This window comes from Streptomyces sp. JB150, from assembly GCF_011193355.1.
Lineage (GTDB): Bacteria > Actinomycetota > Actinomycetes > Streptomycetales > Streptomycetaceae > Streptomyces.
Window position 1 is genome coordinate 1,947,307 of sequence record NZ_CP049780.1, and the last position, 19,537, is coordinate 1,966,843.

The window sequence follows — 19,537 nt, forward strand, 5'->3', positions numbered from 1 at the left end:
GGCGCTATCCGCTCCCACGCCGCATCCGTCAACTCACCCCGACCCACCACAAGATCAATTATCAGACAGGACCTAGGCCCAGGGGATGAGTCCGTCCTCGGAGAGGAGTTCGCGGACGTCGTCCAGGGTCGCGTCGGGGGACGGCAGGATCAGCTGGGACGGTTCGAGGGAGTCGTCGGGCAGGGGCGTCCCCAGTTCCCGGACCCGGTCCAGGAGGGCGTGCAGAGTGCGGCGGAAGCCGGGGCCGTCGCCCTGCTGCATCTCGGCCAGCAGCTCCTCGTCCAGCCCGTTCAGCTCGGCGAGGTGGCTGTCGGCCAGCTCCACCTGCCCCTCCCCCATGATCCGTACGATCATGACGCCCTCCTCGGCGTGGGCCCCTATTGCTTGTCGAACCGCGGGGTGTCCTGCGGCTGCTGCCGGGGCTGCTGCTGGGCGTCGCCGCCCTCGATGGCCTGCCGGTCACCCGACGTGCCTCCGGCCAGCTCGGCCTTCATGCGCTGCAGCTCCAGCTCTACATCCGTACCACCGGAGAGCCGGTCCAGCTCGGCCTGGATGTCGTCCTTGGCCATGCCGGTGGGGTCGTCGAGGGCGCCGGAGGCGAGCAGTTCGTCGATGGCGCCGGCGCGGGCCTGGAGCTGGGCGGTCTTGTCCTCGGCGCGCTGGATGGCCAGGCCGACGTCGCCCATCTCCTCGGAGATGCCGGTGAACGCCTCGCCGATCCGGGTCTGCGCCTGGGCCGCGGTGTACGTCGCCTTGATCGTCTCCTTCTTGGTGCGGAAGGCGTCGACCTTGGCCTGGAGCCGCTGGGCCGCCAGGGTGAGTTTCTCCTCCTCGCCCTGGAGGGTGGCGTGCTGCGTCTCCAGGTCGGTGACCTGCTGCTGGAGCGCGGCGCGGCGGGAGAGCGCCTCACGGGCCAGGTCCTCGCGGCCCAGCGCGAGCGCCTTGCGGCCCTGGTCCTCCAGCTTGGCGGACTGCTGCTGCAGCTGGTTCAGCTGGAGTTCCAGGCGCTTGCGGGAGGTGGCCACGTCCGCGACGCCGCGGCGGACCTTCTGCAGCAGCTCCAGCTGCTTCTGGTACGAGTAATCGAGGGTTTCGCGCGGGTCCTCGGCCCGGTCCAGGGCCTTGTTCGCCTTCGCGCGGAAGATCATCCCCATACGCTTCATGACACCGCTCATGGGCTTCGCGCGCCCCCTTCTGACCGACTCCGGCTCCAGCTCTGCGACAGAACCCACAGTACGGGCCCTGCTTCCATTACCGCACTGTTCGGGCGCGGATGCGCTCATCCCCGAGGACGACTGAGGAGCCACCCGCTCCGGCGTAGGGAGGAGGTGATCCCCCGGATGCGCCCCAGGGGTCCCTCAGGGTCCCTCAGGGTTCCGAGGCGTACGCATCGTCCCCTCTGTCCCCTTACAGACGTCCGGTGTTGCCGGATCGTTCCCCGTGGGGCTGGGGTCCAACCCCGGGCACCCCGTACCCTTGGCTTTTGTGTTCCGTAGCCGTGCCAAGGAAGAGAAGGCCACCGTCGCCGACAAGGCGCAGGTGACCGTCTCCAAGCAGCCCCGTGACCCGCAGGCCCCCAAGGGCCGCCCCACGCCCAAGCGCAGCGAGGCCCAGTCGCAGCGCCGCAGCGTGGCCAACACGTCGATGACGCGCAAGGAGGCCGCCAAGCGGGCCCGCGAGGAGCGCCGTGCCGCGCTGGAGCGGCAGCGCCAGGCGCTGGCCGGCGGTGACGAGCGGTATCTGCCGGCCCGGGACAAGGGCCCGGTCCGCCGCTTCGCCCGCGACTTCGTCGACGCGCGGTTCAACATCGCGGAGTTCTTCCTGCCGATGGCCGTGGTCATCCTGGTGCTGAGCATGGTGCGGGTGGCGGCGCTCCAGAACATCGCGCTGCTGCTGTGGCTCGTGGTGATCGTGCTGATCGTGCTGGACTCGTTCGTCACCGGCTTCCGCCTGAAGAAGCGGCTCGCCGAGCGCTTCCCGGACGACAACAAGCGCGGCGCCGTCGCCTACGCGCTGATGCGCTCCCTGCAGATGCGCCGGCTTCGGCTGCCGAAGCCGCAGGTCAAGCGCGGGGAGCGACCCTGAGCGCTGCGCCGTTCACCGGGGGTGCGGCCGACGCCTGGCTCAGCAAGGTGGGCGGCCTGCGTGATGTCGTACGACAGGAGCTGGTCGCCCGGCAGCTCGAGGAGCAGATAGCCGGGCGGTTCCCGGTCGGGCAGCGGCTGCGGGTGCTGGACGTGGGGATGGGCCAGGGCACCCAGGCGCTGCGGCTGGCCCGCGCCGGGCACCAGATCACCGGCCTGGAGCAGGACCCGACGATGATCGCCGCGGCGCGTGAGGCGCTGGCCGGTGAGCCCGAGGGCATCCGCGAGCGGATGCGGATCATCCAGGGCGACGGCCGGGACACGGGCGTCCACTTCGTGCCGGGCAGCTTCGACGTGGTGCTCTGCCACGGGGTGCTGATGTACGTCGAGGAGCCGGATCCGCTGCTGGCGGGGCTGGCCCGGGTGCTGGCGCCGGGCGGGCTGCTGTCGCTGCTGGTGCGCAACGGGGACGCGCTGGCGATGCGGCCGGGGCTGTCCGGGGACTGGGCGGGGGCGCTGGCCGCCTTCGACACCACCGCCTACCGCAACCGGCTGGGGCTCGACGTGCGGGCCGACCGGCTGAGCACGCTGACCGACACGCTCGCCGGGATCGGGGCGCCGCTGCACACCTGGTACGGGGTGCGGGTGTTCACGGACACGGCGGCCGACGGCGCGCAGGCACCGGCCGACCTGGAGACACTCCTGGCGGTGGAGGAACGCGCGGGCCGGACGGACCCGTACCGGGGGGTCGCGGCGCTGCTGCATCTGTGCGGGGTGCGCGGCTGAGCCGGCTGAGCCCGTTCGGGCGTACAGCGCGGGCCGGTGCCCCGGCCCCGGCGCCAGACTCGGGGCATGGAAGCTGATCCTCTGCGGGCGCCGCGCCGAGCGGCCGCGGGCCCGCCGCGCGGACCACTCTGTGTGCCCGGCGGTCTCGGCGGTGACCGGGTCGTCGGTCTCGCCCGAGTCATCGGCGTTGGCCGGGTCGTCGGTCCCGCCCGGGTCGTCGGCCTCGCCCGGATCGCAGATTTCGCCCGGGCCGTCGGTGCCGTCGGCGTGGTCGGGGTCCTGCTCGCCGGATGCACCGGTGACGGCGGGGCGGCCGTCCGGGCCGGCGAAACGGCCGGGCGGACGACCGCGCGGGCCGCGGCGCCGGCCGCCGCGGGCGATCTGCAGAACGACTACCAGCGGGTGATCCGCGACGTCCTGCCGTCGGTCGTGCAGATCCAGGGCCGCGAGGACCTGGGCTCCGGGGTGGTCTACGACGACGAGGGCCACATCGTCACCAACGCGCATGTCGTCGGTGAGCAGCGCGACTTCCAGGTGACCACCGCCAACAGCGAGGAGCGGCTCGCCGCCCGGCTGGTCTTCTCCTATCCCGAGCAGGACCTGGCCGTGGTGAAGCTGGACCGGCCCCCGCAGGGGCTGCGCCCGGCGGTCTTCGGGGACTCCGCCAAGGTGGAGGTGGGGCAGATCGTGCTGGCGATGGGGTCGCCGCTCGGGCTGTCGTCGAGCGTGACGCAGGGCATCGTGTCGGCGACCGGACGGACCGTCACCGAGCCCGGCGACGGGGGCGGCACGGGCGCGACCCTCGCGAACATGGTGCAGACGTCGGCGGCGATCAACCCGGGCAACAGCGGCGGCGCGCTGGTCGACCTCGACGGGCAGGTCATCGGCATCCCGACGCTCGCCGCGACCGATCCCGGCCTCGGCGAGGGCGCGGCGCCCGGCATCGGGTTCGCGATCCCGTCGTCGATGGTGCGCACGGTCGCCGACCAGATCGTCCGGGAGGGCCGGGTCACCGACTCGGGGCGGGCGGCGCTCGGCATCACCGGGCGCACCGTCGTCAACCGCGCCTATCGGCCGGTCGGGGTGGCCATCGTGGAGGTGCGCGACGGCGGGGCGGCCGACCGGGCGGGCCTGCGGCCCTCGGACGTCATCGTGCGGCTGGGCGACGCGGACATCACCACCATCACCTCGCTGCAGGAGGCCCTGGCCGAGCTGCGGCCGGGCGAGCGGACCACCGTGACGTACAGCCGCGACGGGGCCGAGAAGACGGTGGACGTGACGCTGGGCGAGCAGTGAGACGGGCGGCCCGGCGCGGACCGCCCCGCCCGCCTCTGGCGCGAGGGCCCGCGGCTACGACTCCTGCGCGGCCTCTTCGGCGTGCAGGCTCATCGGGCCGTAGATCTCCGTGCCGTCCTCGAACAGCCGTACCTGGTCCGCTCCCCCGTCGAGCAGGTCCTTCCAGTGCTCCCCGATCCACGACTCGGCGTCGCCCTGCGTGGTGAACTCCTCGGGCTGCACCGCGGGCTGGACCTCCGTCCCGTCGGCCTTCTCGAACCGCCACGTCCATGCCGCCATGTACGCCTCCCAGGTGTCGGCACCAGCTGAGCAGTGGGCCCGGATCTTGGTCCGGCTCCTGCCCTGAGCCTAGCCGGACGCGCAAGACCTGCGGGGAGCCGGGAAAATCGGGTCCGTGGAACTCACTCTGCTCGGCACCGGTGCCCCCGCGGGACTGCCCCGCCCCGACTGTCCCTGCGCGGTCTGCGCGACCGCGCTGGGGCCCGACGCAAGGGCGGCGACCGCGCTGCTCCTGGACGGGGCGCTGCTGCTGGACCTGACGCCGGGGGCGGCGTTCGCGGCGGCGCGGGCGGGCCGGTCGCTGGGCGGGGTGCGGCAGGTGCTGCTCTCCCATCCGCACGACGGGCCCGCCGTGGAAGTGCCGGCCGGGCTGCCGCAGCCCGGCCGGGTGCCCGACGGGCGGGAGTTGGCGCTGCTGACGGGGCATCGGGTGCGGGCGGTGGCGCTGGACGCGCCGGGCACCGGCTACGCGGTGACCGGGCCGGACGGGCAGCGGCTGCTGTATCTGCCGCCCGGGGGCGCGCCGGCCGGGCTGGAGGAGGGCGGCGCGCACACGGAGCCGTACGACATGGTGCTGGCGGACGTGGTGGGGCGGCCGGACGCGCTGGCGCGGCTGCGGGCGGTCGGGGCGGTGGGGCCGACGACGGACGTGGTCGCCGTCCACCTCGATCACGACGTGCCGCCGGGGGCCGAGCTGGCGCGCCGGCTGGCGGCGGCGGGGGCGCGGGCGGTGCCGGACGGGACGACGCTGATCGTGGGGGCGTACGAGGACGTGCCCGATCTGCCGCGGCGGACCCTGGTGCTGGGCGGGGCGCGGTCGGGGAAGTCGGTGGAGGCGGAGCGGCGGCTGGAGGCGTTCCCGGACGTCGTGTACGTCGCCACGGGCGGGACGCGCGGCGGGGACGGTGAGTGGGCGGCGCGGGTGGCGGCGCACCGGGAGCGGCGGCCGGGGTCGTGGCGGACGGTGGAGACGTGCGACCTGGTGCCGCTGCTGAAGGACGACGGGCCGCCGCTGCTGGTCGACTGTCTGTCGCTGTGGCTGACCGACGCGATGGACGCGGTCGGGGCGTGGGACGACGCGGAGTGGGCCGGCGGGGGCGAGCGGGCGCTGCGGGAGCGGGTGCGGGAGCTGGCCGGGGCGGTGCGGGAGGCACGGCGGGTGGTGGTCGCGGTGTCGAACGAGGTGGGCTCGGGGATCGTGCCGGCGACCGCGTCGGGGCGGCGGTACCGGGACGAGCTGGGGCGGCTGAACGCGGCGGTGGCCGCCGAGTGCGAGCAGGTGCTGCTGGTGGTGGCGGGTCAGGCCCTGGTGCTGCGCGGCTGAGACGCCGCGCGCGGCTCAGGTCCGTGGCCGGTACGGGGCCTGGGCGATCACCCGGTAGGTGTTGGAGAAACCCGTGTGGCGGAGCAGCGGGGCCAGCGCGTGGTCCGCCGCGGCGGCCGCCACGGTCAGCGGGGCCGTCGCCGCGGACAGGGCGGCGCGCAGCGCGCGCTGGGCCTCGGTCGGCGGGAGGGGGCGCCACGGGGCGTCGGGGCACGGCAGCAGATGGGCGAGGAGCAGGGTCGTCGCCACGGACAGGTCGTAGGGGGCGTGCAGGCGGTCGGTGCGCAGGATCCGGCAGCCGTGCCGCTCCAGTTCGGCGCGGAGGTTGGCCGGGGGGATGAGGTGCAGGTGGCGGGGCTGGGTGTGGGGCAGCCACCAGCGCCCGAGGAAGGGGGCGAAGAGGCTGGTCGGGTCGGGCAGCTCGATCAGGATCCGGCCGCCGGGGCGCAGCAGCCCGAGGGCCGCGTGCAGGTCGGCGCGCGGGTCGGGGCTGCGGTGCAGCTGGTGCAGGAGGCTGACGACGTCGTAGCGGGCGCGCAGCCGGCCGGTCACGGCAGGGGTGGTCAGCCGGCCGACGTAGGCCTCGTCCAGGCGTTCCGCCTCGGCGGCCTTCAGGACGCGCGGGCTGGGGTCGAGCCCGTCGAACGCCGTGTACGGGAAGAACGCGCGGGCCGCCGCCGGGAAGTCGGCGTTGCCGGTGCCGACGTCGAGCCAGCCCTCCGGTTCGCCGTACGGCAGCATCACGCGGGCGGTGGCCCGCAGCCGGCGCCGGGTGCGGCGGACGCGGGCGGGGCCGGGCTGCGCGTAGCGGAAGTGGAACGCCATGCCCTCAGGGGTGAGGCGGGGGTTCTGGAAGACGTGCGCGCACGTCTCGCACCGGTCGACGGTGAAGGTGCCGGGTCTGCCCTGGAGGGGGTCGGAGGCGGTGAACCGGGTCCGCAGGTCACGGGAGCCGCACCAGGGGCAGTCCTCGCGGCGCGGTCCGTGGAAGCGTTCGGTGCCATGGGCGAGTTCGGCGAGGCAGGCGGCCCGGCGGCGGGCGCCCACGTGCGGGGCGGAGGGCGTGGACGGCATCGGCGGCTCCCGGAACGGACGCGGGCATCCAGGTACATGGACGCGAGCATCACAGGTACATACACGTACGCACGCATGCATACCCGGATACATGCGCGTACACAGGCAAAGGGAACGTATGGGATGGCGATCTTGGGCGCAACGACGTGGTGACCGCGTGGTGCCCCGGCGGCCCCGCCCCGTTCGGCCGGTGCCGGTACTGTTCGGCGAATGAGCTCGCTGAATCTCGACGACTTCACCGATCTGATCGAGCGCCCCGACGGTGGGCTGCGCCGGGACGCCGAGGCGCGCCGGGAGCGCCGGATCGTGCCGCCCGGATCGTTGGGCCGCCTCGACGACCTGGGTGAGTGGCTGGCCGCGGCGCAGGGAACCGCGGTGGTACGGCCGGTGGAACGGCCGCGGGTGGTGCTGTTCGCCGGTGACCACGGGGTCGCCGCGCTGGGCGTCTCGGCGCGGCCCGCGGGCAGCGCGCACGAGCTGGTCCGCGAGGTGCTGGAGGGCGCCCGCCCGGTGGCGGTACTGGCCCGGCGGCTCGGAGTGCCGGTGCGGGTGGTGGACATGGCGCTGGACTGCGACCCGGGGCTGTTCCCCGAGGACGTGGTGCGGCACCGGGTGCGGCGCGGCAGCGGGCGGATCGACATCGAGGACGCGCTCACCGCCGAGGAGGCGGAGGCCTCGTTCCGCGCCGGGGTGGCGGTGGCCGACGAGGAGGCCGACTCGGGGACGGACCTGGTGGTCCTCGGCGACGTCAGCGTCGGCGGCACCACGGCCGCGGCGGTGCTCGTGGCCGCGCTGTGCGGCACCGACGCCTCGGTGGTCACCGGGCGCGGCGGCCTCGCCATCGACGACCTGGCGTGGATGCGCAAGTGCGCCGCGATCCGGGACGCGCTGCGCCGGGCCCGGCCGGTGCTCGGGGACCAGCTCGAGCTGCTGGCGACGGTCGGCGGCGCGGATCTGGCCGCGATGACCGGGTTCCTGCTGCAGAGCGCCGTACGGAAGATGCCGGTGATCCTGGACGGCGTGGTGGCCGCCGCGTGTGCCCTGGTGGGTCAGCGGGTCGCGTTCCGGGCGCCGGACTGGTGGCTGGCCGCGCACGACAGCGGGGAGCCGGGGCAGGCGAAGGCGCTGGACCGGATGGCGCTGGAGCCGCTGCTGAGCCACGGGGTGACGGTCGGCGAGGGCGCGGGCGGTGTGCTCGCACTGCCGCTGGTGCAGGCCGCGGCGGCACTGGCGGCCGAGCTGCCCGAGAAGCCCGCCGAGAAAGCCGGTCAGCAGGAGGCCGGGGCCGCCGAGACGGGCCCGGAGAAGACCGGGCAGCCGGCGGCCGAGGCCGCCGCGAAGGAGGACACCGAGGCCATCGCGGAGTGAAGGCCGGGCAGCCGGCGGCCAGGGCCGCCGCCAGGCAGAACGCCGAGTCCGCCGCGGAGTGAAGGCCGGACAGCAGGAGGCCGAGGCCGCCGCGAGGCAGCACGCCGGGCCGTCGCGGTGTGAGCGAGCCGGGTCACGTCGGTTTCGCGCAACGTCTCCCCCGGCGGCGCGGTCTTCCCGGGCGATGAACACGCTCGTCCGCCTCGCCCGCGCCGAATGGGGACCGCTCTGCGCGGCCCTGCGCGAACCGCTGCCGCGGCGACGGTTCGCGGCCGTCCCGCTGACCGCCGGTGCGGTCTGCCTGACCGCCGTCCTGCACGCCGTGCACGGCACCTCGTGGGGCTACGGCTTCGTGCAGGCCACCGGCACCGTGCGCGCCGCGGATCCGCTGTGGCTCGCGCTGCTGCGCACGCCCCTGTCCCTCTTCGTCCCGGCCCTCGACCTGCCGGTGTGGGGCGCGCTGGCGCAGATCCTGGTCGTCTTCGGTGTCGCGGAGGTCTGTCTCGGCCGCCGCCGCACGCTCGCGCTGGCCTACGCCGCGACGCTCGCCGGCACGCTGTACGCCCGGCTCGGCATCGCGCTCGGCCCGCGCACCCCGGTGGGGCTGCCCCCGTCGGACGCGTGGGTCGTGGACACCGGGCCGTCGGCGGCGGTGGTGGGGCTCGCGGTGTACGTGGGCTGCCGGTACCGCGCGTACGCGACGGCGGGCGCGGTGACCGCGGCGATGGTGGCGGAGGTGATCGTGAAGGAGAACCTGGCCGGCAAGGAGCATCTGGCGGCGATCGCGGCGGTGTCGGCGCTGTGCGCGCTGGAGACGGGGCGTCAGCGGTGGTCGAGGGCGCGGACGGGCTCGTCGGGGGCGCCGCCGATCCAGTCCTGCACCTTGCGGGCGGGGCCCGTCCAGCGGCGGTCGTGACGGTAGGCGCGCAGCGCGGAGCGGGCGCGGGCGCGCGGGCGGCGGGCGTAGAAGCGGCGGGCCCACGGGGAGCCGGGGCGCGCCAGGCGGACCGCGCCGATCAGGGCGAGCAGCGGCACGATCGTGCCGAACAGCGCCATGCGCAGCTTGCCCTTGTAGAGGGCGATCAGGGCGAAGACGAAGTTCCCGGCGACGGTGGAGATGACGGTGCCGCGGCCCTGGCGTTCCTCCTCGTCGACGCCGTCGACCCCGAACGGGGAGAAGCCGGACAGGACCAGGCCGACGAGGGCCACGGTCACCACCACGACCTCGACGCTCTTGCGGCCCGCCTCGCTCCAGTACACGTCGTCGAGGTGGAGGATCAGCGCGAACTCGTCGAGGACGAGCCCCGCGCCGATCCCGAAGATCACCGCCCACAGGGCCGGCCCGAGCCCCTCCCGTCCGCTGGCCACCGCGCCGAAGCCGCCGACGACCGTGAGCACGACGCCGGGGACGACATGGTGGATGTGCAGGCCGCCCGCCCCCTGGACGTTGCCGAAGGGCCCCTTGCCCGCCCGGATCAGGCGGGTGATCAGCCGGGTGATCAGGAAGGTCAGCACGAACGCGGCGAGGGCGAGCAGGAGGGGGAGCTTGCCGGGCTCGATGATGTTCCGTTGCAGCCACTGCCCCATGCGTCCCAGTCTGGCCCGGTTCGCCCTCGGGCGCCGTCCGGGGACGCCCCGGCACCGGAAGGCCGTGCGGGCCGTCGCGTAGCCTTCCGGCGTGTCCTCGATCTCGCCGGTTCCGTCCCTGCACGGCCTTCGTTTCGCCTTCGGCACGCTCACCGTCCTGCCGGTGCGGGTGACCCGCTGGGACCGGGCGGCCGCCCGGGGCGGGATGCTGTGCGCGCCGGTCGCCGGGCTGGCCGTCGGCGCCCTCGCCGCGGCGGCCGGGGTGGCGCTCGCGCTGCTGGGCGCCGGTCCCCTGCTCGCCGCCGTGGCCTCCGCCGCCGTACCGGCCGTGCTCACCCGGGGGCTGCACCTGGACGGGCTGGCCGACACCGCGGACGGGCTGGGCAGCGGCAAGCCCGCCGAGGACGCGCTGCGGATCATGAAGCAGTCGGACATCGGGCCGTTCGGCGTGATCACCCTCCTCTTCGTGCTGCTCGCCCAGGTGGCCGCGCTCGCCGAGGCCTACGGCGGCTCGTGGGCGCGCGGCGCGCTCGCCGCGGTCGTGTCGGCGGCCGCCGCCCGGCTCGCGCTGACCCTGGCCGCCCGCACCGGGGTGCCGGCCGCGCGCCCGGAAGGGCTGGGCGCGGCGGTCGCCGGGGTTGTGCCGCGGGCGGGGGCCGCGCTCGTCGCGCTGCTGGTGCTCGGGGCGGCGGCGGGCGGCGGCGCGCTGCTCGGGGCGTACGACGCCGGCCGCGCGGTGCTGGCGGTGGCGCTGGCCGTCGCCGCGGCGGAGCTGCTGCTGCGGCACTGCACGCGCCGGTTCGGCGGGGTGACCGGCGATGTGTTCGGCGGGCTCGCCGAGACGGCGGCGACGACGGCGCTGGTCGTCCTCGCCCTCGGCTGACCCCGGGGGTCAGCAGGCCCGGCGCCACACCCCCAGCTCGTACCGCTTCAGCATGGAGCTGAGCCGCAGCCGCCGCGCCTCGGGGCAGAAGCTGCGCGTGGACACCTCGTACTCCACGTGGAAGACGGCCTTGTCGGCCTCGATGAACGGGGTGAGGGCGTCGCACTCGCGGTACTGGGCGCACTGCTCGTTCACCGCGAAGTCGAAGTCGCCGACCAGCTCCGGGATCTGGTCGAGGTCGTTCTTCAGGCCGACCGCGAGGCCCCGCTCGTGGGCGAGGCGGGCGACGAGCCGGTTGTAGCGCAGCTGGTCGGCGGCGGTGAGCGGGAAGCCGGTGCGGTTGCGGTAGCCGTCCATGTTGTCCGGCTCGACCGCGTCGAAGCCCTTGTCGCGGCACATGTCGAGCCGGGCCGCCATCAGCGGCTCCAGGACGTCGGTGCGGCGGATGTCGAGCCAGCGCTCGCCCGGCCAGCCGTTGCCCTTGCCGAGCACCGCCTTCGGGAACTTGTCGGCGTCCGGGCGGAACTCCTCCCAGGCGCCGGTGGACAGGTAGCAGATCACCTTGCGGCCCCGGCGGTGCAGGTCCTCGACGGCGTCCGCGTCGTGGTCGAAGCCGTCGATGTCGTACACCGGCACGTCGACCGTCGGGTCGAGGCGGCCGCTGAGCTGCCACTGCCAGGGGGTGCCGGGGCGCGGCTGCCAGCGCTCCCCGGACGGCCGGGCCGGTTTGTCGTCGGGCACGGAGACGCACCCCGTGACGAGCAGCAGCAGGGCGAGCAGCAGGATGGGTCGTCTCACCGGTGGGGCTCCAGGGTGTGCGGCAGTGTTCCCCAGAGATGATCCCCCGCGCCGGGCACCGCGCAGTGCACGCTCGCGCCCCGCTCGCGGGCCCTCGCGGCCAGGTCGACGCCCGCCGGGACGCCGTGGACGAGGTGGCAGACGCGGGCGCCGGTGCCGGGCCAGGGCCGCCGGGGCCCCGCGCGGTACGCCGCCCAGTCGCCCTCGAAGGTGACGAGGAGGTCGGCGACGTGGGCGTAGCAGGGGTGGGGTTCGGTGCCGTGGTTGAGGGTGATCGTGGTGTACCCGGCCGCCCAGGCGGCGCTCGCCAGGCGGCGGTAGTGGGGGAACTCCTCAACTCCTGCGGCCACTTGGTCGAGGAAGGCGCCGTCCGTGCCGTACCAGGCGCGGTGGCGGCCGAGGTCGCGGGCCACGTCGGCGTGCGGTCGGCGCCCGTAGTCGGTGTCGGCGTAGCCGAGCACCCGGGTGCCGGCCGCCCGCAGCCGGGCGGCGACCTCGGCGAACGCCGGGTCGGGCGCCTCGCCGGGGCCGCTGGCCGGGTTGAGGACCACGCCGTACAGGCGGGGCGCGGCGGCGACGATCGCGTCCCACTCGGCGGGCCGGACGGAGGGATGCTCGTAGTACGGGACCAGCAGGGTGCTCATCGGTGCGCGGTCGCCCTCCCCAGCAGGGCGCAGACCAGCGCCGCCTGGACGGCGGCGGCCACGCCGTGGACGGTCACGGCGACCCAGTGCGGCGCGCCGGTGTGGGTGACCAGCGCGAGGGTCTGGGCGAGGGCGGCCGCGCAGCACACCGCCGCCGCGCCGTGGATCGCGCCGAACGACTGGAGCAGCAGCCCGGTCCACAGCACCACCCCGAGCAGCAGGAGCCCGGCCAGACGGACGCCGAGGAAGGCCGCGGACCCGGGCGAGCCCGCAGGGTGCGGCCACAGGGCCGCGGCGGTGAGGGCCAGGGCGGACAGGGCGGCGAGATAGCCGGCCAGGCAGCGGGCGACGACCAGCGCGGTCGCCCGCCGGAAGGCACGCGGGGTGCCGGTGGAGCGCAGTCCGGCGAGGCTGCCGCTGCGGAAGCGGTACAGCAGCCACTCGGCGGGGCCCATGCTGAGGGTGAGCGCCACCGCGGCGGGCGCGGCGACCGCGCTGGGCTCCTCGCCGGCCAGTACGTCGCCGAGCGCCGCGTACAGCACGAGGGCCCCGCTGCCGAGGCCGAACAGGGCGTACGGCAGCGACGCGGTGAATCGGGGGCCGCCGGCGCGGTGTTCGAGCGGGCCCGGCGGCCCGAAGGGCAGCAGCGCCGTCAGGCCGGCCGTCCAGCTGCCCTCGCCGAGGTCGCGCAGCGCGGGCGCCACCTCCAGCAGGGCGAGCGCCGCGACCACGCCGAGCGAGCCGAGGAGCAGGGTGATCCGGGCGGGCTCGGGGACCTCGGTGACCAGGGCAGCCACCGCTCCGGCCGCCATCGGCAGCAGCGCGAGGAGCAGCGCCCGTTCGCGGCCCATGACCAGCAGGGCGGTGGCCGCGCCCAGGTAGCAGGACTGGCCCGCGGCGAACGCGACGGCGGCCGGGTGCGCGGTGCCCGCGACGGCGAGCGCGGTCAGCGCGCCGAGCAGCGCGCCGAGGAGGGCGCCCACCAGGAGGCAGCGGCGGGCGGCCGAGCGGTCGCCGAGGCCGAGCCAGGAGTAGGCGCGGTGGGCGAGGCCCTGGTTCCACGTCCAGCCGGTGAGGGCGCCCGCGAGCAGCGGCACCGTGCCGGCCGGGAGCCCGAGGTCGCCGTCCGGCCCGGCGAGGAAGGGCCCGCCGAGGACGTAGGCGAGGCCGGGCAGGGCGAAGACCACGCCGCGCAGCAGGCAGCCCGCCAGACCGGCCCGCCAGGGGTCGTGGGCGGGGCCGTCGGGTTCGGGGTGGCGGCGCTCCACGCGCGCGTACAGCTCCTCGGCGAGCGCGAAGGAGTCCTTCACGCCGTACCGCTCGCGTATCCGGTCGTCGGACAGGCCGTCGGACTCCAGCAGCGCGGCGATCTCGTCGGGGTGGACGGCCGCCGCTATGAAGTCCTCCAGGCGGCCGGCGAGTTCGTCGAGCGGGTCGGGCTCCGCCCAGCTGGGGGTGGCGCGCTGCCGGGGGATCGCGGGCAGGCTGTCGGGGCGGGCGCCCGGGGGCAGCCAGACGCTGCCGCTCACCAGCCGGTCCCGTCCGTCGCGACGGTGGCGTACCAGGGGTCGCGCAGCTCCAGGGTCCAGTCGGCGACCGTCTCGACCGTCGGCTCGTACACCTCGGGGACGCCCGCCAGTTCCCGGTAGACGGTGCGGAAGTTGTCCACGGAGCGGCGCAGGGTGAAGCGGTCGATGACCCGCTGGCGGCCCAGTTCGCCGAGGCGGCGGCGGCGTTCGTGGTCGTGGAGCAGGGTGAGCGCGGCGGCGGCCATCTTCTCCGGTTCGCGCGGCGGCACCACCAGACCGGTGTCGCCGACCGCCTCGCGGACGCCGCCGACGTCCGTGGAGACGGTGGTGCGGCCGCAGGACATGGCCTCGATGAGGGAGAACGGGAAGCCCTCCGAGATGGAGGACAGCATGACGACGTGGCCGGCGGCGTAGGCGCGCCAGACCTCGCTGACGCGGCCTTCGAAGGTGAGGCCGTCGCTGACGCCGAGTTCGGCGGCGAGCTTCTCCAGCCCGGTCCGGTAGTCCTCGCAGCCGGGCGGGACCGGGCCGAACAGGCGCAGCCTGGTCCGCGGGATCTCGGCGCGGACCAGGGCGTAGGCGCGGATCAGGGTCTCCAGGTCCTTGATCGGGTCGACGCGGCCGCACCAGGTGAGGGTGGGGACGCCGGGTTCGGGTCCGGCGTGCGGGAAGGCGGCCGGGTCGACGCCGTTGTAGACGGTGCGGATCTTGCCGGCGTCGGCGCCGCCGCGCTCCTCCCAGCGGCGGTTGTACCGGTTGCACGGGGTGATCAGGTCGGCGGAGCGGTAGCCGTGCGAGGTGAGCGCGCGCCAGAAGCCGAGCATGAAGGCCTTCACGGGCCAGCGCTGGGGCTCCTGGCGGTAGCCGAGATAGCGCTCGCGCAGGTAGATGCCGTGCTCGGTGAGGAGGAACGGCACACCGTCGAGGTGGCGGGCGGCGAGCGCGGGGAGGGTGGCGAGGCCACTGCTCACGGCGTGCGCCACCGAGTTCTCCTGGATCCGCGTCCCCAGCGGGCGCAGCGCGTGTTCCAGCAGGTCGGTGGCGGTGAGCGCGTCGTGCACGGTGGGGCGGGCGGCCGCGGTCGGCAGGTGCGGCATCGTCCATATCCACATCAGCGAGCGCAGCGCGGTCTCGGTGCGCAGCGCGGCGGACAGGCGGCCGGCGCGGGCGAGGCGGGCCAGCTCGGTGAGGGCCTCGCCGAAGTCGCAGGGCGACTCCGGGTCGAGGAAGGACAGCAGGAACTGTTCGTAGGCGTCGACGAAGCGGCGGCGGGCCCTGCCGTGCGGCGGGCGGCGGCTGCCGGGGCGCGGGCCCCAGGTGGGCACGGTGGTGTGCCGGCGGACGTTGGGCGGCAGTTCCCACGTCACGGGCTCCCGGCCGCTGCCGGTGAGCGAGACGATGTGGAAGTCGACCTCGGGCATGCCCTTGACGAGCTGGTCGCACCAGGTGCTGACGCCGCCGTGGACATGCGGGTAGGTGCCTTCGGTGAGCATGGTGACGTGACGTCCGGTACGCATCGCTGCGCGGCTTCCCCCCTGTTGTGCGTGCGGAATTCCGTGCGGGGAACTGCTGCTCGTCGTCCGGCCGCGGGCCGTCGCGCCGGTCGTGCAGTTCCCCGCGCCCCTTCGGAGATTCCTCTTACGGCAGTTTCAGCGTGACCGCGGATTGCAGGGCCTCGGGTACCGTCCATGCCGAGCGGGCGCCCGCGTACGGGGTGCCGAACGGTGTGGTGCCGAGGAGGAGTTGCTTCCTCGTGCCCTCGGGGACGGTCACCGGGATCCGGGTGCCGGACGGTGCCCTGACGGTCACGGTGTCGCCGATGCGGTAGGCGGTGACCTGGTTGTTCGCGATGGCCGTCCGCCAGGCGGCGCGGCGCGTCAGTTCGGTGCCGATCGCGCTGTGCCGCGGGTTCTCCAGCGGGGTGTTGTCGGCGAACAGGGCCCGGTAGTCGGCGAGGACTCTGTCCAGGACGGGGTAGAGGATGCGTTCCTCGGCCAGGTTGGACTGGTGCACGTAGTGCGGGCGCGGGTCGTTGCCGAGGGCGTGGCCCAGGGCGATGCGGGCCTCCTGCGGGACGATGTGGGTGTCGTAGCCGGTGGTGACGTCCAGCGGCTCGTCGAGGCAGGTGGAGGTGGGGTTGTTCTCGCAGACGCCGCTGCCGCCGTCCGCCTTCGAGGTGTAGACCCAGTTGTACTCGTCGGTCATCTCGGCCTCGGTGCCGACGTTGTAGTAGACGTTCATCGGGTGGCGCGGGACGGTCTGCGCGGCGCCCACCGGGCGCTGTTCCGGCTCGCGGGAGTTGTCCGAGGCGATCCACCTCACGCCGGTGTCGGCGAGGGCGCCGGCCAGGTTCGGGTTGTCCTCGGGCTGCTGCGGCAGGGTCTTCAGGCCGGAGTGCTCGCCGGTGACCAGCTCGGTCCGGTCGACCGGGAGGCCCTTGGCCAGGGCCCACTGCTGGTTGTCGCGGATCTGCGCGGCGATCTCGGCGCGGCTCATGTACCGGGTGCTGCCGTCGGCGTTCTTCGCGCAGCTCCACGGCACGGTCGAGGTGTCCTGCACACAGCCCAGGAAGGGGTGGGTGTAGGTGTGGTTGATCCAGCGGTACTGCGCCCTGTCGGCGAGCAGCCGGTCGGTGAGCGGGTCGGTGCCGCCGTGCTCGGTCTTCCACTGCTCGCCGGAGCCGGCGTTGTAGACCATGTCGAGGGTGAAGCCGCGCTCGCGCTGCCACTGGGCGGCGTAGGCCGCGTCGGCGGCGGTCATGCGGATCGGCGTGGTGGTGTCCTCGCCGCCGCCCGCGCAGTCGATGTCGCCCGGGGTGCAGTTGCGCTCGGTGTCCCAGCGGGCGTCGGAGGCGAAGACGTCGTCGACGTGGACGGCGAAGTGGTTGCGGTCCCGGCCCAGGTGGACGCCCTGGGTCAGCCATTCGACGACGCCGCGGGCCAGCACCCGGAACTGCCGCTGGTGCGCGTTGTAGGCGAACGTCACCACCAGTTCGCGGCGCCCGTCGTGGGCGTACTCGCCGACGAGGCTGCCGCGGCCGGTGGCGCCGGGCACGGGGATGTCGACGTAGCTGGTGAAGCCCTGCCGTGGCCGGGCCACGTAGCCGTAGCTCTCCTGGACGGCCGGGTCGTTGTCCTCGAAGGCGAGGGCGCCGTCGAGGTAGCCGAACCAGCGTGCCCTGCCGGCCGCGGTGACGGTCGCCTCGCGCCCGTCGAGGGTGCCCGCCCAGCCGCCCTCGCTGGTGTAGTCGAGGCCGACTCCGGGGTGGGCCCAGGTGTAGGCGTCGACCTGCGGGATGCCGTACGTCCGCTCGTAGCTCTCCAGCGCGGTCTGCTCGGCGGAGCCCGCGCCGAACGGGGCCTCGTTCGGCAGGACGACGCCCTGGTACTTGGCGCGGGGTGTGCCGTTCACCGTGTCGCTGAGGAACGCGGGGGTGACGGTGGGCCGGCCGGGGTCGGTCAGGTCGATCGTGGTGTACGGGATGCCGGTGGCCCGCAGCTGCGCGGTGATGGCCTTGACGGGGCTGTCCCCGTTGTCCACCACCAGCACCCTCAGGTCGATCCGCGGCTCGCCGGCCGCCGACGCGCCGGGTGCCCCCAGCCCGAGCGTCATCAGTGCGGCGGCCGCCGTCACGGCGACCGTTTCTCTCCTTGTGCGCGCGCGTGGCGCCATGGTGGTTCCTCCCCCCAGAAGATCCTCCACGCCCTCGGTGCCGCGCGGAAGGTGCGGCTCTCCGGTGAACCGGCCACGGAGGATCATGTGGAAATCATGCGCAGCGGCGAGCACGGGGCTCACCGGAACCCGACGAGTGTGACCCAGTTCATGGAGTGCGAGGATCGGGAAATGGCCACGACGCCACTCACAGGTGAACGCCCGCAGGCGTGAGCGAACGAACCCGCGCGCGTAGTCTCTCGTCCCAGGTGCGCGCCGCAGTGACGCGGACCCGGTTGAGACCACCACACAGGGCCGGATCTAAGGTCGGCTGTCGGGCCCGGCCGACCCACCCTGTTCGGCCAAGGCAACTTCACATCGGAAGCGAGAAATCACCACCGTGACTGCTCTCACTCTCAGCACCGCCGCGGCGGCCGGCCTGCGCGCCGACGCCCTCGTGATCGGTGTCGCCAAGAGCCCGAGGGGCGGAAAGGGGCTCGCCGTCGCGCCGGGCGCCGAGGCCGTGGACCAGGCCTACGACGGCCGGCTCGCCGGCCTCCTGGAGACCCTGGGCGCCTCGGGTGCCGAGGGCGAGGTGACCAAGCTGCCCGCACCCGACGGCTTCAAGGCGCCGCTCGTGGTGGCGGTCGGCCTGGGCACGCAGCCGGACGAGGACGGCGAGTACGACGCCGAGGCGCTGCGCCGCGCCGCCGGTGTGGCCGCCCGCGCCCTGACCGGCACGAAGAAGGCCGCCTTCGCCCTGCCGGTCGCCGACGCCGCCGCGCTCGGCGCCGTCGCCGAGGGGGTGCTGCTCGGCGCGTACACCTTCGACGCCTACAAGGACAGCGGCCGCCAGGCCGGCGGCGCCGCCAAGGACAAGGACGGCAAGGCACCGCTCGCCGAGGCCGTGATCCTCGGCGGCAAGCCCCGCGACAAGGCGTACAAGGCCGCCCTGGAGCGCGCCACCGCCGTCGCTGAGGAGCTGAACCGCGCCCGCGACCTGGTCAACACCCCGCCCAACGATCTCGACCCCGAGGCGTTCGCCGCCGTCGCCCAGGCCGCGGCCAAGGAGCACGGCATCAAGGTGCAGGTGCTCGACGAGAAGGCGCTCGCCAAGGGCGGCTACGGCGGCATCCTCGGCGTCGGCGGCGGCTCCGCGTCCGCGCCGCGCCTGGTGAAGCTGACGTACAAGCACTCCAAGGCGAAGAAGCACCTCGCCTTCGTCGGCAAGGGCATCACCTACGACTCGGGCGGCATCTCGCTGAAGCCGGCCGGCCACAACGAGACGATGAAGTGCGACATGAGCGGCGCGGCGGCGGTCTTCGCCGCGGTCGTCGCCGCCGCGCGCCTCGGCCTGGAGGTGAACGTCACCGGCTGGCTGGCGCTCGCCGAGAACATGCCGTCGGGCTCCGCGGTGCGCCCCGGTGACGTGCTGCGCATGTACAGCGGCAAGACGGTGGAGGTGCTCAACACCGACGCCGAGGGCCGGCTGGTGCTGGGCGACGCGCTGTGGGCCGCGTCCGAGGAGAAGCCGGACGCGATCGTGGACGTGGCGACGCTGACCGGCGCGATGGTGCTGGCGCTGGGCAACCGCACCTTCGGTGTGATGGCCAACGACGACGCGTTCCGCGCGGCGATCGTGGAGGCCGCTCAGGAGGTCGGCGAGGAGTCGTGGCCGATGCCGCTGCCGGAGCACCTGCGCAAGGGCATGGACTCGCCCGTCGCGGACATCGCCAACATGGGTGAGCGGATGGGCGGCGGGCTGGTCGCCGGTCTGTTCCTGCGCGAGTTCGTCGGCGAGGGGATCACCTGGGCGCACCTGGACATCGCCGGGCCGGCGTTCAACGAGGGCGGGCCCTTCGGGTACACCCCGAAGGGCGGCACCGGGTCCGGTGTGCGGACGCTGGTGCGGCTCGCGGAGCTGACGGCCGCGGGTGATCTCGGGTGACGTTCGCCCACTGAGTGGGGTGCGTCCGTTGCAGGGCGGCCTCAGGGGCGCGGGGCTGGTCGCGCCCACGCGGCGGAGCCGGACATCGACACGGCCCCGCGCCCCTGGGGTCAGTCCCCTCACTCCCGTCCAGACGTGAACGTGCTACGTCTCACACCCCGGCCCCGCGTCTCGTCAAGGGCGGACTAGTGCGAAGATGGGGCACGGCAGGACAGGGCCCCCACCTAAGGGCCGAAGAACGAGCGGCCGGACACCAGCCGCCGACCGGTCACCGCTGACCGGCGTG

Annotated in this window: 18 protein-coding genes; 8 read left to right on the forward strand and 10 right to left on the reverse strand. The window is 74.6% G+C overall.

What is annotated here, in order from left to right; translation table 11 throughout:
• Nucleotides 1-72 precede the first annotated feature (72 nt).
• Both G7Z13_RS09110 and G7Z13_RS09115 read right to left on the reverse strand, forming a co-directional pair.
• Nucleotides 73-354 (reverse strand): hypothetical protein, encoded by a 282-nt coding sequence (locus tag G7Z13_RS09110; RefSeq protein ID WP_165997663.1) that lies wholly within the window; start codon nt 352-354, stop codon nt 73-75.
• 23 nt (nt 355-377) lie between these two features.
• Nucleotides 378-1,154 (reverse strand): PspA/IM30 family protein, encoded by a 777-nt coding sequence (locus G7Z13_RS09115; RefSeq protein ID WP_166004787.1) that lies wholly within the window; start codon nt 1,152-1,154, stop codon nt 378-380.
• A 286-nt stretch (nt 1,155-1,440) separates the two neighbouring features.
• Here G7Z13_RS09115 and G7Z13_RS09120 point away from each other — a divergent pair, with 286 nt between their 5' ends.
• The 3 genes from G7Z13_RS09120 (at nt 1,441) to G7Z13_RS09130 (ending at nt 4,166) form a co-directional block, all read left to right on the forward strand.
• A complete protein-coding gene (locus G7Z13_RS09120; RefSeq protein ID WP_165997664.1) occupies nt 1,441-2,085 on the forward strand; it encodes a DUF3043 domain-containing protein in 645 nt (214 codons plus the stop codon).
• A gap of 80 nt (nt 2,086-2,165) precedes the next feature.
• Complete coding sequence (locus G7Z13_RS09125) at nt 2,166-2,870, forward strand: methyltransferase domain-containing protein (protein WP_166004789.1); 705 nt, start codon at nt 2,166-2,168, stop codon at nt 2,868-2,870.
• A 66-nt stretch (nt 2,871-2,936) separates the two neighbouring features.
• Nucleotides 2,937-4,166, forward strand: coding sequence for a trypsin-like peptidase domain-containing protein (locus G7Z13_RS09130; protein WP_240926149.1), 1,230 nt, complete (start codon nt 2,937-2,939; stop codon nt 4,164-4,166).
• 54 nt (nt 4,167-4,220) lie between these two features.
• On the opposite strand, the gene G7Z13_RS09135 is transcribed toward G7Z13_RS09130, so the two are convergent.
• A complete protein-coding gene (locus tag G7Z13_RS09135; RefSeq protein ID WP_165997666.1) occupies nt 4,221-4,445 on the reverse strand; it encodes a hypothetical protein in 225 nt (74 codons plus the stop codon).
• A 115-nt stretch (nt 4,446-4,560) separates the two neighbouring features.
• Between G7Z13_RS09135 and G7Z13_RS09140 the strand changes: the two genes are divergently transcribed.
• Nucleotides 4,561-5,769, forward strand: a complete 1,209-nt coding sequence (locus G7Z13_RS09140) for a bifunctional adenosylcobinamide kinase/adenosylcobinamide-phosphate guanylyltransferase (RefSeq protein ID WP_165997668.1) — start codon at nt 4,561-4,563, stop codon at nt 5,767-5,769.
• 15 nt (nt 5,770-5,784) lie between these two features.
• Here G7Z13_RS09140 and G7Z13_RS09145 read toward each other — a convergent pair whose 3' ends face one another.
• Nucleotides 5,785-6,843, reverse strand: coding sequence for a class I SAM-dependent methyltransferase (locus G7Z13_RS09145; RefSeq protein WP_165997669.1), 1,059 nt, complete (start codon nt 6,841-6,843; stop codon nt 5,785-5,787).
• 210 nt (nt 6,844-7,053) lie between these two features.
• Here G7Z13_RS09145 and cobT point away from each other — a divergent pair, with 210 nt between their 5' ends.
• Together cobT and G7Z13_RS33320 are read left to right on the forward strand one after the other, a co-directional pair.
• Nucleotides 7,054-8,211 (forward strand): nicotinate-nucleotide--dimethylbenzimidazole phosphoribosyltransferase, encoded by a 1,158-nt coding sequence (gene cobT, locus G7Z13_RS09150; protein WP_165997671.1) that lies wholly within the window; start codon nt 7,054-7,056, stop codon nt 8,209-8,211.
• Between the two features lie 184 nt (nt 8,212-8,395).
• Entirely contained in the window at nt 8,396-9,127 is a 732-nt protein-coding gene (locus G7Z13_RS33320; RefSeq protein WP_206313036.1) for a hypothetical protein, read from the forward strand.
• On the opposite strand, the gene G7Z13_RS09160 is transcribed toward G7Z13_RS33320, so the two are convergent.
• Complete coding sequence (locus G7Z13_RS09160; protein ID WP_165997673.1) at nt 9,034-9,798, reverse strand: hypothetical protein; 765 nt, start codon at nt 9,796-9,798, stop codon at nt 9,034-9,036. The two genes, G7Z13_RS33320 and G7Z13_RS09160, sit on opposite strands and share 94 nt — an antisense overlap.
• Before the next feature lie 100 nt (nt 9,799-9,898).
• Here G7Z13_RS09160 and G7Z13_RS09165 point away from each other — a divergent pair, with 100 nt between their 5' ends.
• The gene (locus tag G7Z13_RS09165) at nt 9,899-10,681 is read left to right on the forward strand and encodes an adenosylcobinamide-GDP ribazoletransferase (protein WP_166004793.1); all 783 of its coding nucleotides are present in this window, start codon (nt 9,899-9,901) and stop codon (nt 10,679-10,681) included.
• Nucleotides 10,682-10,690: 9 nt separating this feature from the next.
• Here the strand turns inward: G7Z13_RS09165 and G7Z13_RS09170 are convergent, their stop codons facing one another.
• From G7Z13_RS09170 to G7Z13_RS09190, 5 genes are all read right to left on the reverse strand, one after another.
• Nucleotides 10,691-11,479: an endo alpha-1,4 polygalactosaminidase gene (locus G7Z13_RS09170; RefSeq protein WP_165997675.1), complete on the reverse strand. Its 789-nt coding sequence runs from the start codon at nt 11,477-11,479 to the stop codon at nt 10,691-10,693.
• On the reverse strand, nt 11,476-12,123 hold the full coding sequence (locus tag G7Z13_RS09175) for a spherulation-specific family 4 protein (protein WP_165997677.1): 648 nt from the start codon (nt 12,121-12,123) through the stop codon (nt 11,476-11,478). Before G7Z13_RS09175 ends, G7Z13_RS09170 begins: the two co-directional genes overlap by 4 nt.
• Nucleotides 12,120-13,652 (reverse strand): hypothetical protein, encoded by a 1,533-nt coding sequence (locus tag G7Z13_RS09180; RefSeq protein ID WP_165997679.1) that lies wholly within the window; start codon nt 13,650-13,652, stop codon nt 12,120-12,122. Before G7Z13_RS09180 ends, G7Z13_RS09175 begins: the two co-directional genes overlap by 4 nt.
• Nucleotides 13,649-15,169 (reverse strand): GT4 family glycosyltransferase PelF, encoded by a 1,521-nt coding sequence (gene pelF, locus G7Z13_RS09185; protein ID WP_165997681.1) that lies wholly within the window; start codon nt 15,167-15,169, stop codon nt 13,649-13,651. The genes G7Z13_RS09180 and pelF overlap by 4 nt, the downstream gene beginning before the upstream one ends.
• Before the next feature lie 121 nt (nt 15,170-15,290).
• Nucleotides 15,291-17,264, reverse strand: a complete 1,974-nt coding sequence (locus tag G7Z13_RS09190; protein ID WP_240926476.1) for a hypothetical protein — start codon at nt 17,262-17,264, stop codon at nt 15,291-15,293.
• 439 nt (nt 17,265-17,703) lie between these two features.
• Here G7Z13_RS09190 and G7Z13_RS09195 point away from each other — a divergent pair, with 439 nt between their 5' ends.
• Nucleotides 17,704-19,251 (forward strand): leucyl aminopeptidase, encoded by a 1,548-nt coding sequence (locus tag G7Z13_RS09195; RefSeq protein ID WP_165997685.1) that lies wholly within the window; start codon nt 17,704-17,706, stop codon nt 19,249-19,251.
• Nucleotides 19,252-19,537 lie beyond the last annotated feature (286 nt).

Bases quoted from the DNA above. Each gene is read 5' to 3' on its own strand.
- G7Z13_RS09175 (WP_165997677.1), bottom strand. From the start codon at position 12,123: ATGAGCACCCTGCTGGTCCCGTACTACGAGCATCCCTCCGTCCGGCCC.
- cobT (WP_165997671.1), top strand. From the start codon at position 7,054: ATGAGCTCGCTGAATCTCGACGACTTCACCGATCTGATCGAGCGCCCC.
- G7Z13_RS09130 (WP_240926149.1), top strand. From the start codon at position 2,937: ATGGAAGCTGATCCTCTGCGGGCGCCGCGCCGAGCGGCCGCGGGCCCG.
- G7Z13_RS09145 (WP_165997669.1), bottom strand. From the start codon at position 6,843: ATGCCGTCCACGCCCTCCGCCCCGCACGTGGGCGCCCGCCGCCGGGCC.
- G7Z13_RS09115 (WP_166004787.1), bottom strand. From the start codon at position 1,154: ATGGGGATGATCTTCCGCGCGAAGGCGAACAAGGCCCTGGACCGGGCC.
- G7Z13_RS09160 (WP_165997673.1), bottom strand. From the start codon at position 9,798: ATGGGGCAGTGGCTGCAACGGAACATCATCGAGCCCGGCAAGCTCCCC.
- G7Z13_RS09135 (WP_165997666.1), bottom strand. From the start codon at position 4,445: ATGGCGGCATGGACGTGGCGGTTCGAGAAGGCCGACGGGACGGAGGTC.
- G7Z13_RS09110 (WP_165997663.1), bottom strand. From the start codon at position 354: ATGATCGTACGGATCATGGGGGAGGGGCAGGTGGAGCTGGCCGACAGC.
- pelF (WP_165997681.1), bottom strand. From the start codon at position 15,169: ATGCGTACCGGACGTCACGTCACCATGCTCACCGAAGGCACCTACCCG.
- G7Z13_RS09190 (WP_240926476.1), bottom strand. From the start codon at position 17,264: ATGACGCTCGGGCTGGGGGCACCCGGCGCGTCGGCGGCCGGCGAGCCG.
- G7Z13_RS33320 (WP_206313036.1), top strand. From the start codon at position 8,396: ATGAACACGCTCGTCCGCCTCGCCCGCGCCGAATGGGGACCGCTCTGC.